This is a genomic window from Mycoplasma bradburyae, from assembly GCF_024338845.1.
Lineage (GTDB): Bacteria > Bacillota_I > Bacilli_A > Mycoplasmatales > Mycoplasmoidaceae > Mycoplasmoides > Mycoplasmoides bradburyae.
Genome location: NZ_CP101414.1, coordinates 249,894 through 263,116, shown reverse-complemented (window position 1 = coordinate 263,116; position 13,223 = coordinate 249,894). Strand labels below are relative to the sequence as shown.

At 26.9% G+C, this 13,223-nt stretch carries 9 protein-coding genes, 1 tRNA gene, 1 other RNA gene and 1 riboswitch; all 11 genes read right to left on the bottom strand.

The features are described 5' to 3' along the window. Positions 1–38 precede the first annotated feature (38 nt). Complete coding sequence (locus NMG68_RS01090) at positions 39–638, bottom strand: DUF5452 domain-containing protein (protein WP_255034858.1); 600 nt, start codon at positions 636–638, stop codon at positions 39–41. Continuing rightward, positions 638–1,720, bottom strand: coding sequence for a DUF5443 family protein (locus NMG68_RS01085; RefSeq protein WP_255034857.1), 1,083 nt, complete (start codon positions 1,718–1,720; stop codon positions 638–640). Before NMG68_RS01085 ends, NMG68_RS01090 begins: the two co-directional genes overlap by 1 nt. Next, on the bottom strand, positions 1,714–2,049 hold the full coding sequence (locus NMG68_RS01080) for an MG284/MPN403 family protein (protein WP_255034856.1): 336 nt from the start codon (positions 2,047–2,049) through the stop codon (positions 1,714–1,716). Before NMG68_RS01080 ends, NMG68_RS01085 begins: the two co-directional genes overlap by 7 nt. A 267-nt stretch (positions 2,050–2,316) precedes the next feature. Then, positions 2,317–3,741 carry a proline--tRNA ligase gene (proS, locus tag NMG68_RS01075; RefSeq protein ID WP_255034855.1) on the bottom strand — a complete coding sequence of 475 codons (1,425 nt, stop codon included), beginning with the start codon at positions 3,739–3,741 and terminating at the stop codon, positions 2,317–2,319. A 147-nt stretch (positions 3,742–3,888) separates the two neighbouring features. Further along, complete coding sequence (locus NMG68_RS01070) at positions 3,889–5,493, bottom strand: ABC transporter permease (RefSeq protein WP_255034854.1); 1,605 nt, start codon at positions 5,491–5,493, stop codon at positions 3,889–3,891. Next, a complete protein-coding gene (locus tag NMG68_RS01065; protein WP_255034853.1) occupies positions 5,480–6,229 on the bottom strand; it encodes an ATP-binding cassette domain-containing protein in 750 nt (249 codons plus the stop codon). The genes NMG68_RS01070 and NMG68_RS01065 overlap by 14 nt, the downstream gene beginning before the upstream one ends. Further along, positions 6,229–7,320 (bottom strand): ABC transporter thiamine pyrophosphate-binding lipoprotein p37/Cypl, encoded by a 1,092-nt coding sequence (gene cypl / locus NMG68_RS01060; RefSeq protein ID WP_255034852.1) that lies wholly within the window; start codon positions 7,318–7,320, stop codon positions 6,229–6,231. The genes NMG68_RS01065 and cypl overlap by 1 nt, the downstream gene beginning before the upstream one ends. Positions 7,321–7,360: 40 nt before the next feature. Further along, positions 7,361–7,466: riboswitch (TPP riboswitch) on the bottom strand. Between the two features lie 63 nt (positions 7,467–7,529). After that, positions 7,530–7,876, bottom strand: an RNA gene (gene rnpB, locus NMG68_RS01055) — RNase P RNA component class B. A gap of 71 nt (positions 7,877–7,947) precedes the next feature. Further along, positions 7,948–8,021, bottom strand: a tRNA-Trp gene (locus NMG68_RS01050). A 38-nt stretch (positions 8,022–8,059) separates the two neighbouring features. Then, complete coding sequence (locus NMG68_RS01045) at positions 8,060–9,553, bottom strand: hypothetical protein (RefSeq protein WP_255034851.1); 1,494 nt, start codon at positions 9,551–9,553, stop codon at positions 8,060–8,062. A gap of 70 nt (positions 9,554–9,623) precedes the next feature. Next, the gene (locus NMG68_RS01040; RefSeq protein ID WP_255034850.1) at positions 9,624–13,136 is read right to left on the bottom strand and encodes a P116 family lipid acquisition surface protein; all 3,513 of its coding nucleotides are present in this window, start codon (positions 13,134–13,136) and stop codon (positions 9,624–9,626) included. Positions 13,137–13,223 lie beyond the last annotated feature (87 nt).

Here is a 13,223-nt window from a genome sequence, read left to right as displayed (position 1 = left end):
TGCTTTATTAGTATATCAATTTAAAAATAAATTGACAATTATTCATTATCGATAGTCAATTTATCTTTTACTCTTAAAACAAACTGATCTCAAAATTTAACAGTTTTATTTTTGTACGTTAAAGCTTTTTTAAATGATCAAACAGCATTGATACTTATTGATCTGCTAGGGTTCTCAATATAATAATCAATATTTATAAAAATATCATCATTGTTATTGCGAAATTTTGGCGATGACCTTATAGCTTGATAAACTCATTTCTTAATATTTCTTTTGAATAGATTAACATCAAATCCACTAAAAGGTCGATCATTGTTATTTTGATTTAAATAATCACGATAGTTAATTAAAGAATCTAAATCACTTATCTTATAAAGATATTTGTAAATTTCAACATAATAGTAATAATATTTATTTGAATCTATCGAATTTTCTAAAGGATATTTTTTAAGACTTGGAAGAATTTGATTTTTATTATCTTCATTATTTTCTATTTTATTCTTACCTTCAATTTTCCCTTCATCTTTTTTAATAGTTTTTGTGCTCGAAAAATAAGTAGCTACCGCCAACCCAACAGTACCAAAAAACAGAAAAGATGAAAATAAACCAATCACTATTTTTTTATAAATTTTATTCATTATTCAACTATTGCGTATGAACCTATAGATTTAATAACCTTCGGAAAAATATCAATAAAATCAAGTTTACTTTGGTTATCTAACCAAGAGAAATAACTAAATGTATTAGCAGCTTCAAGATCGTACTTGACTTTATTAATTAATAAACTTATTTGTACAGAATACAAACCTTCACCACCATTCGGTAAAAAGAAATAATGATTGTTTATTCCTCTATCTAAAATTTCATTAGTATTTGTGTCGTATATGTAATTACTCTCTAAACCAAATTTAATATCTGTATTGGGAGGATATGTTATTTGACTTCTCTCTGAAATATTAAAGCTTTTTGGCGATCCGTTAACAGAAGAAGAATATCGGAAAGAGATTTTGTAATTAAATACAGTTACAACTGAATTTATATTTAAAGTAATTAATTCCTTAATCTGATCTAAATCACTCAGATGCGTATAGTTAGGTTGGTATCAACTTAATTTTCTTTTTTCAGAATTTTCGTATGAAGAATCAACCTCTTTTTCACCTCTTCTTTTCTTAAAAAATAGGTAATTATTGAACTTAATTTTAGTTGTAATTCTAGAATTTTTTAAATTTTCGATTAATAACCTAAGAGCATTAGATTCTAATGAATCTTTAATTCCATCTAGGATATCTTTTTGCAGGTAAAAATCAATTACGACCGGTAATTCTATACCTTCTTCAAATTTTTCGGTAGTAATTTTTTCAATAGGAACAACAACTTTTATTATCGCTTTTTTAGTTTTGAAATTATCCTCTTCATTAACTAAATCAATTAATGTTGGATATATTGTTCCAGCAATTGAAACATTACTCTGAACAAAGTTGGGAGGCAGAATTGAATCATTTTCAATTATTACCTCAAAATTTAAATGGATGTTATTTTTATCCGATCATGTGTTTTGAAAATTTAATGATGCTCTGAAATAGATCGGATTTCCGTTATCATCAAAAAGGATCTTTGAATTTTTATCTTTTAAAGGTATTAGTTTTCATCACGTATCTTCTTTATTGATGATAATTGGTTTATTATTACTATCAAAGATAATATGATTAGTAATTAACATGGGTTAGTTTGATACATAATTCCCATCGAATAAAAGAAATTTGAGCAAGCTCTATTTAATAATCTATAAAAACTCGCACAACTATAATTAAACTCAGTTCTATGTTTTCTTTTTAAGAAAACATCAATTAGTATATTTTTTTCTTCTTTTTTAAGTTGTTTTAAAGATGTTTCAACTAATTGAATATAAGATAACATATCTGATGAATTATCTTCACTAAAATCTTGGTTAAATACACTTTTTATAATTTCACTATTATCGATTCGTTTTCTAAAAAATTCATATCTTTTTAAATATTTCTTAGCATCATTTATCATTTGTTTATTCATAGAATGATCTCCAGATATTTTTAAGTTTTCTATTCAAGATATGTCTTTACTTTGCTAAAAGGAAGAAAAATTGTTTATAATTATTGTTGTTGAATTTTAAAAAAGCAAAAATATGGATTTTGAATAGGTTAGATCTTATAATAACGACCTAACTTAAATATAACCCATATTTTTGCTTATTATATGTTATTTTATATATCAATAGTTTTTATTTAATCTTAAATAAATTCGTTTGATATTTATACTTTATATAAGTAAGAATATTTCTTAATAAGAACGAGCAAAATATATTTCAACTTTTGCTTGTTTATTGGAGATAAAACATTTTTCATTAGTTTTATCATCTAAACGTTTGATAATACATCTTGACGAAGCTTTAGTCTTTTCTTTAATTTCTTTTTCGTATTGTTCTTCATCACAATAATAAACTTTTACGAATTTACCGGATTCGATTTTTTCTTTGAATTCATCAAATGTTTTAGCGGTATCAACTTTCGTTTCAAAAACTGCTTGAGCTTTTTCGTAAAGTTTTTTATCAAACGAACCGAATAAATCTTCTATTATTTTGTCTAAATTGTCAAGACTGATAAATTGTTTTTGTTTGCTAATGCGATCCATAAAAACAATTTCATTTTTCTTTAAATCGTTTGGACCCATCATTAAGATACAACAATCTCCACGTTGTTGCGAGTTCTTAATTTTTTCACCAGTAGAATCTTTTGATAAATCTAAATGAACACGGTATTTTTTCGATAATTTTTCGTTTAATTCGTTTAATTTAGATAATAATTCTTCGTTTGTATTATCAAAAATACAATTTAGAGAAATGTGATAAGGCGCTACAGTAGTTGGGAAGACTAAACCATCATCATCCCCGTGAGTCATTATGATAGCACCGATAATTCTTGTTGATATACCAGCTGACATCGTATAAACATGTTGGTAATCATTGTTTTTAGTTTGGTATTTGATATCAAACGCTTTAGAGAAGTTTTGCGATAAGTTATGTGATGTTGCGCTTTGTAATGCTTGACCATCAGGCATAATTGTTTCAACTGTGTAAGTAGTTTTAGCGCCGGCAAATTTTTCTACTTCAGTTTTTTCTCCAGCCACTAATGGAATGCATAAAACATTTTTAATAAAATCTTGGTAAAGATTTCAAATGTTTAATGCGAAGTCGTTTGATTGTTCTTCAGTTTCAAAACAACTGTGAATTTCGTGTCAGAAAAATTCACTATTTCTAAGGAATGGACGAGTGTTTTTTTCAACTCTAAAAACGCTAGTTCATTGATTGTGTTTTATAGGTAATTGACGGTAATTTCGCAATGTTTCACGTCATAAATTACAAAATGAAATTTCAGAAGTTGGTTTTAAAACATACTTCTCATTTTCATTGCTTGTTTTAGTAACTAAAAATAGTTCTGGAGCAAAACCTTCTAGATGTTTTTTTTCTAATAAAAAATCGTTATGGCTTATTAATGATGGTAAGCAAAGTTCTAGAATTCCTCTTTTTTCAAATTCTCTAGTTAATTCTTGTCTTATTTGTTGTCAGATCTTTCAACCATTAGGAAGAAATGACATAAACCCTTTAATATTTGAATAATGGATTAGATTACCCTTACTAATTACTTCAGTATATCAGTCAGAAATATTAGCTTCTTTAGAAGAAGTTAAATTTTTTTTGAAACTCATAAATTAATTTTTTTTAAAAACGGTAACTGAAAGAATGCTTAAAATAATTATCACCACAATAACCAAAATAATTGTGATTGATAATATCATTCTATTCCTTCTGAACTTCGATAGTTCTTTATTTTCTTTGTCGTTCATTTTTATTACCTACTTAGTATAAAAAAATATATTTTTTTTATACCTAATAGCAATCGATAATAGATCAATTATCTGGAAATAGAACATTATACTCAATACATAGGTACCTAAATTCTCAATATTACTTCGATAAATGTAGATATCTATCAATTGACCTATTACTGAAGTACCATAAGCTCCTAGAGTGATTAATAACCTTAGGATTGATTCAAATTCAAGTAAATATACTGTAACTAGATCTTTTCTAATAGACGGTAGAATATACAATCTTATGATTTCATAATTTGTATATAACTTAGTTTTCATGCTTGTTACTAATGATCAGTTTAATGAGTTTATTAATACATATACTTTCTTAGTTATTGATGTTGAAATATAAAGCGATCCGACCACAACTATTGTTGAAACTCCTGAGTTGAACAACGGATTGAATAATCTAAAAATAATGATAATAGGGATTGTTCTGATAACTAAAAAGAATCCCTTGAAAAATATTGATACATATTTATTTACAAGATTAGAACATAGTGTTGCGAATAATAAACTAAATACAAAAACTATACATAAAATTAGGATTGATTGAAGTGTTAATTCTATTATGATTAAAAACGGATTTTCACTAAAAGTTTTTGTTGCAAAAAAACTTGTATTAAAATTAAATAAACGTTCAAAAAAGTCGGTAAAAATTGATAAATTATTAACTTTTAGTCTTATTGAAAACAACGAATATAAACTGAATCCAATGATGATTAAAAAGAATAAATAAATAATGATTTTTTTAATCATTAATAGCTTATTTAAATTCTTTTCTTTTGAATAAGATTTTCTAGCTATAAAGTAGTTTTCAAATAAATATAAAATTACTTCATTCATCAATAAAAAAGTCATTAAAACAATTAATGGAATTAATGTAGATGAAAAGTTATTATCGATTGATATCGGATCATTAATTAACTGTCCAAAACCAATTAAACCTACTGCTGATAAAATTGTTGTTCATCGAAAATTAGATTCTAATGAATATGCAAATAAAACTAGAATCTTTGATTTGATATCAATGTAGATATTATTAAAAAATGAACTGATTTTGTTTTGTGAACGATCTACAAATTTTTGGAATTGTGCAATATTACTATTTTCAATGTAATCAGCAATATATTTAGCACCTCACAACATAGAAAATCAAGCAATAATAATTATTGCTGATAAATTCGAATTAAATGAGGTGTTAAATAGATTAATAAAAATAACAACAGGGAATGATCTAAAAAAGATGATCACTAATTTAATTACCCATGCTGTTATATTGTTTGTTATTTTGAGTGCGGATAAATATCCAACAAAGCAACCTAAACTAAAACCAATCAACGTTCCTGCTGTTGTGTATTTTATTGTAGTTCATAAATATTCAAAGGATTTTTTTAATAACGCAGATTTGTTGATTTCAGATTGGTTAAATAGACTTGCAAAATTCGTTTTAAAAACTTCTCATCCATTAACATTAATATTAACGTTTATAATGACAACAGAAATTATGCATAAAATTAAAAAAAGTGCAAAAAGTACGGTAAATTTGTTAATTTTTAATAATCTTAAAAAATTATTCTGTGTCATATTTTCTTTTTATTTCTTCGATATTTAAGTCGTCAGAATTGCTAATCAAATTGGCTGTTTTATTTTGAATAATTAATATCTTATGAGCGAATTTTTTTACTATCTCAAGATCGTGAATGGATATAATTACAGGAGCATTAAATTCTTTAGATAAGGCAATAATTTCTTTGATAACAATTTCAGAATTTAAATAATCTAATCCCGTGGTTGGCTCATCGATAATCAATAACTTTGGTTTTTGAAAAAATATCTTAGCAATCTCGACTCTTTGTTTCTGTCCTCCTGACAGGTCTTTAACTAATTTATTAATATGGTCTGATAGACCTAATTTCGCTAAAACTTGTTCTACTTTATTTAGTACAGATAATGGTGTAAAATTGAATATTTGGCATCATCATTTCTTTTTGATGTTTCTTGTAATATTTTCATAAACATAATCTTCTAATATCAAATTAGGGACTTGATCAAGGAAACCGAATGATCTTGATATTTTTCTGATTTTGTTTTTGTTTAAGGACAATAAATTCTGATCGTTAAAAATAATCTGACCATTAGAAACAAGTTTATTATTAGTAATGGAGTTTAATAGAGTTGTTTTACCAGCACCCGATTTACCAATTAACATCAAAACTTCCGAACCATATAATTCAAAATTGATATTATCAACGCTAAAATCTTTATATTTTTTATGTTTAATAGAAACGCCCGAAAATTTTATGTAATTAGTTTTATCCATTAATTAACCTTAGCTTTGTCTTGGAATTGATATACTTCAGTATTTGCGTCATTAATAACTCTATAACCATTGTAACCAACAGTAGGTCCGTATGGATCTTCGTTATTCTTAGCAAGTTCAACAATACTTTCACTTAAAGCATTAATAATATCAGATGGCAATCTGTTGTTAAAAATTCCGATATCATACAATGCAGGGTCAGTGAAATATAAAATCTCTACTTTTTCTTCAGGCTTAGATACATCAAAAGTATAATAAGGCGTTGTTTTGTTTTTGTTTTGTGTTCAAGCAAATGAGTTCATATCATCAAATACTATATGAACTTCTTTGTTATTCCCAATTTCTCTACCTTTAACAGATTGATAATTTGGAATAGTTAGACTCTTATTATTAAAGTGTTTCTTTAATAAATTCATTGGGTAGATATACTTACCATTAGAAGACATTTTACCGCCGCCTATTCCGAACGCAGAGAACGCATCTCAGTTTTTTTCAGTTCAAGCTTTTTTAATTCCCATTAAGGTAGTTTCATCACCACCAATTAAAATCATTCCGCGATAAAAACTAATTAAATCATTAGCAGGTCCGTAGAAATATTCATATTTATTTCCATCCCACATCCTGTTTTGATCAGTTCAATCTTTATAAGCTATTTCATTGAATAAATCACTTGTTTTCTTAGCTTTATCACCTAAAGTGTTAGCTTCATAGAAATCTGGGCTGTTATCGTATTTAAATGCTCTTGTTAATGTTTGCAATTTAGGGACTGTTTGCACATCACTTTTTTTAATAGATGAAGACGAAACAAATGCTAAATCAGTTAAATTAGATTTAACGCGATCAACACTTGTATTACCGTCTGATGTAAGACTTGATACAACATTAACTTTTTTATTAGTTTTTTCTGTAACTTTGTCAGCTAATTTCTTTAAATAATTCGGTAAAACCGAATTAGAATCATGATCAATTTTTAAATCTAGTCTTAATGTTAATGCTTCATCTTTTTTAGAATCATAACAAGAAGCAACAAAACTAGAACAGAATAAAAATGAACTTATTGCCAAAAACAACTTTGTGGTTGTTTTGAACATAAAAAAATCTCCTTTTTAAATCAAATTTAAATAAGGAGGCACTTGAGATTATATAACTCGCTACGCTGGTATTAACCAGATCAGCTATTAAGAGTATTTCTCAACTTCTTTTATCAAAGATAAAAGAGGTACCTCTGTTATTCTTAATTATTATAGCATCTATTAAATAAAAAATCCCACCAAATACTTGGTCGGATTGATTATTTTGCTGCGATAAGCCATGTTCTGTCGAGGTTGGTTATTTATCTAATAAAATAATGTATTTTATTCTTCTAAGTAATTCTGTTTCTTACTTATTAGTTCCCTTACCAAATTTAGGTTTCTCGCTTGAGGGGTTTACCGCGTTTCATATTGATTCTTTCGAAATCAACTCGTCTCTGTGGCACGTTATAAAACTTGTTACATATTGATAAACAACTTAGCAAAAGTTTCGCCGTCACACTAATTCTAATGTGCTAAATTTTATTTTTTATCTATTTACACAAACACTACAAGCATCACAGCTTGTGCGAGCATGGACTTTCCTCTGTTTATTAAACAGCAACCAACTGCAGCATTAAGATTATATAAAAAAATATCTCTTATTGCTTTAAAGAAAGCATAAAAGATATTTTAATTTTCGATTAATGGCAGGGGTGACAGGAATCGAACCCGCATCGAAGGTTTTGGAGACCCTAGTTCTACCATTGAACTACACCCCTAGCCATTTCATTTATTTTTAAATTAGTTGATATTTTAATTAATTAACAGTTGCTCTTTTAACAGAATTTTGGTTCTTGTTAATTGTTTGGTTAGATCCCGTGTTTTTTTTCTTAGCTTTATTGTTAGTTTTTGAAGAGCGACTTTCTACGACATCATCTGCTTCGATATTAAACAAATTATCAAAACTTAGAGTTGGTTGATCAGAACTGTAATCCATTGAACTTACTAAATCAAGTAAATCATTTTGTTTAGACATATCAATATCATCCTTGTCTTTCTTGATTTCTTGATCTTTTTTAGTCAATTTAATTTTATATGTAATTTGTTTATTCTTTTTAACGATTACAGGAGCTTTAGATTTATTTTTGTTACTATTTTCTTTTTTAGTTTGTCCGATTTCGACAGGTCGGCGGTTATCTCTTCTTCGATTCTGTTGATTATCATCGGTTTGTTGGAATGTCACTAATTGTCTTGACTGAGGTTGTCTATTTGACATTTCTCGTTCGTCTTCAAACTCTCTTGTTGAATAGTTGATTGATGAAGTTAATAATAATGGTTGATCATTAGTTACATTAACTCTTTGTAATAACTCACGAAGTCTTCTGTTTTCTTTGCGCAGTTTTCTTCTCTCTTCGCGTAATTTAGTAATGGCTGTTTTAACTTCATTTATTAAAGAAGCTGAAAGCATTCCTGAATTTTCAACATAATTAACTAATTGACGAGAATTTTTGAAATTCGGAGCTGACTGCATCGGAATCAACGCCAATTCATTTTTCTTGCGATCAAGAATTTGTTTTTCTTGGTTAATTTTTTGAATTTCTTGATCTAAGTATTCTTTTTGAGTTTCTAATTGTCTTACCGTATCTTCGTAACCATTAACATCAATTAATAAATCACTAATTGATTCTTGGTATCACAAATTAAGATCTTTAATGTCAGAGTCATCAGAGTTTTGCAACACAATATGCGTTGATACCCCAATAATAATACCTACTAAAGGAATTCATCCAATTAAGAAATAAGAAACATAGGCTTTTTTAAATAAGATGAAATAATCCAAAGCTCGTTCAGTTAGTGATAACTTAATACGTTTATTATGCATCTTAATAAAGCCATACATAAACAACCCAGTAAGATAACTGATAATTCCGAAAGCTAATGATAAGAATAAGCTAATTGCAATATAGTTAGATTCAGAGTGTTTGAAGCTAAAATTATTCAGCCCAAAAAAGACCATAAATAAAACGAACGTAATAAGATAAACTACATTCACTCAGATACCAATGAAATTATATGACTTGGTTGATTGAACTAATTTATCAAAATAACGATTCTTAGTACGATTAATATCTAATGTTCTTAAATCTTGTTTATCGTAGTTAATATTCTTTTTGAATTTATGATTTTTATTGACATTATCGAAGCCAAATTCCTCATCTTCATCAAAAAAACTTTGTTCATCTGTTTGAAAGAATATATCAGAAGGATCTTGATCATCGAAATCAAATAAATCTGTTTGATACGGTGCCATTTATCTTATTAATTTGTAATCAATTGACTATTATTATAGTTTATCTTTTGTATTATAACTTATTAAAATTTTATTCACCTACACCGAATAATTCAATACTAAAAATTAAGTGACTAATTTCAGCTTTTAATTTAAATGTAGGAGCATTTGGATTGGTCATATCAAGAATCGGATATGGCACCATCACTCGGTAAGAAAATGAGGTCAAGAATGCTTCATAAGCAACATCAATGGGAACTTTTTTAGTAATTGCACCATAAGTAAAATTAGTTGATAAATTTAATTCGTTAGGTTTTGATATCGTACTTAACGAACGACTAGCTCGAACAATTCATTTTTTATCGACACCTTTTACTTCAATTAATGAATCTAATAATTTTAAAGATTCATCATCGATTCTTGTTTCAAGAGTATCAGGATCGCGTAAAAGGCCTTTTTTGTGTGATCGACGATTAGTGATTCTTAATACTTGTTCACGAATTCTACGTTTAATTTGTTCGCTCGATCTATCAAAATTATTAACAATCGACAAATTAGCATTATAAGTAAATAAAGCTACATGCTCATAAGGATTGGTTTCATCAAGAATTAGATTAGCTTTAATACCAGTATCACCTGGTAAAACAATTCTTGTTTTAGCTTTATACTTACGGTTAATTGATAAATTTAAAGTGTCTTGAACGGTATTAAAAATTGATTCATATACTTTTTTAGATATATCACTAAACGGTATTGACGGTCTGTTGTATTGATATTTAGGGAAATGTAGTTCTATTTTTTGATAAATATCCCTAAAATCATTTTCAAAATCAACATTGTATAGCTGATAAGCTATCTGTGTTTCATTAGTGTTTGAAGGTAATACCTTAAAATAAGGTAGTACATCAACATTTTCACCATATCATTTTAAATAACCGACACCTTTAAAAGTGATAATTGAACTATTAGGATTATTATTGTTAGTTCCTGAAAAAATTTCATTAGCTAGATCTCTAATCGTTCTTCCATTATCTCTAATCCCGCTGATCACTTGGTTATTTCAAATATTATCAAAAACTTCTGAAAAGAAATTTTTAGCAGGATCACCAACCCATTTAAACGATAAAACACCAGCTGCTGATAAAAGATCTTTATATCCATCTTTAATTGCTTGTTGGAACGCCTTTTCTTTTAATTCAGCATATCTTTTATCATCAACTAGAAACTTCAAAAAATCAATAATTTTAATATTAGGTAGAAAATCAAATACCGCTGATAGCAAACCATAAGGGATATCAAATTCATTAATTTCAAATTTGAATCCAACGTCTAATTTCTTAACTTTTAGACTATTTTCTGTTTCTATTAATTCTAGGTTTTCTAAATTCTCAGGTTTGTAATAATTAAACTTAATTTTATTAATGTTTTGTTGTTCTAGAGAACGAGCAATTCAAGTGAATAAGTTGAGAATTTTTGCTTTCAGTTTTTCGCGAGATAATAACTCTGGATTTTTAAATAAAATTATATCTAAGGATGTTTTTAGGAATGTATCAATATTTTTGATATTTAAACCAAATGTATCTAAAATACCAAATAAAAAATCGAAATTGTTCGCTGAAAATAACGTAATTAATTCATCAAAATAGTTAGTAGATTGAGTTATTAATTTGATAAAAGTATCTCGTTTTTTTATGAATATGTATTTGAATAAAGGAGGGAAACTATTAGCAATCTGATTGTTTTGATCATTGTAATTATTAGCGCTAGCTTCATCACTCGTACCACCAAATTTACCATTAACAATATTTAATAATTGATCATAAATATCATTAAATAAATTCTTTGATTCAAAAACAATATTAACTAAATAAGTCTCAAATTTTGGTGTAGGAATTAAATTTCCTGCGTCATCACGGTAACCTAAAATTCTTTCAATAATATTGAAATATTTAATTTTAGTTGGATAGTTCGAAATCAGCTTTCTTAAAATAGGAATAGTTTCATAGAATCTTTGATAAAAGTCAAAAGCAGAATGAATATCTTTAGTTAAAGAATCAAAGATATTTTCATATGCTGAGATATCTAAGAAATAAGTATTAAGAATTAATTTAAAAGCATTTATATTGTCATATAAAACTTCATAAACATTCTTAGATCCCGGGATGGTAGTGTTTGAAGTTAATGCATCAACAATCAACTTCTCAATTGCATTTCTTTGATCAGCATAACTAATATTCAGCCCAGAAAAATGGAAACTAAATAAACGTGCAAAAGAAGCGGCCTTATCTGATAATAATTGATAAGCTTTTTTATTACTATCTTTATTATCAATTAATCATTGGATAATATCATGGATTAATTTAAAAGTTTCTAACTGACTAAAGTATTTATCTCTAAAATAAGATTTAAGATTTTTAGATAACTGACTTGGAGTCAGATCGCGATTCAATAATTTATTTTTTCCAACTAAATCATTAGCAGCCTCGTATGGGTTCTTACCAGGAGCTGTTCTTGTTAATATAACGTTCATTGACGGAACATTATTATTAAATATGAAGTTAGCAAATTGATAGCTATTATTATTAATTTCTAATTTTAGGTTAGAAACATTTCAATTTAAATAGTAGTTATAAAACAAATCTTTAGTAACTACAGCATTAATATAACCATAACCAGGAGCTAAATTACCTGAATCAACCGTACCAATATAGTTAGGTTGAGTTAATGGATTAACATCATTAGATGAGCTTTGTGTTTGAAAACTCAATGATACTTCTGCGTTTCCATCAATTAGTTGTTCATATTTTTTATTAAAGTATCAAAAAACAAAAGTTCTTGCTTGATCTGATTGATTTCTAAAAGTAAATTGCCCATTAATATTAACATGTAGCGGGTTGTTATCAGACGATTTGGTGATATTAACTTTATTAATGCCAACAGGTGTAAAGAACGCAGAATTATTATCATAAGTTTTTCTTATGAAATAAGCAATATCTGAATATAATCAAGAGTAATTAAACTTAACTTGGTTGGTTAATAATTCAATTAATTTACCGTGAATCTGGTAAGATTCAATCGGTAAATTAACTGGGTTAGTTTTATTAGTAAGACTAACACCATTAACTTCTGAACGTTTATTAACTAGATATGAATTATAAAATTTAGGTAAACTATCATCAAATTTAAATTTTGGTTCAGTCGGTTTAAGTGTATCAATTGTGTTATCTTTTCTTTTAATGTTACTAGATTCTTGATTTTTTTTATCAACTTGTTTTAAGATAGCAAACGACAACAGTGGCCCTGCTATCCCAAAACCAATTAAACTTACACCAATTGTTAAAAACTTTGATCTTTTTTTTAATATTCTTGGATCAGTAACTAATTTAACTTTAGGTTTTTTTGTTTTTTTAACTAAAGATAACGATTTATTTTTTTTATCTTCTTGTTTTGATTTAGAATCTTCCAACAATAATTGAGGTTTTTTATTTTTATTATCAAATCTATCTAAAACTGATATTTCTTCTGATAATAAGTCGTCTAAATCTATCCCTTTTACAGGAATTAATTCGGTTTTGTTTTTCTTATTTTTATTTGGTCGATTCATTTTATTGTAATTATTGTTTAGATAAAAAAATAATTAGTTTTAATAACTAATTATAATTTGTTTTGCTATTTATCGCAATAATATGAT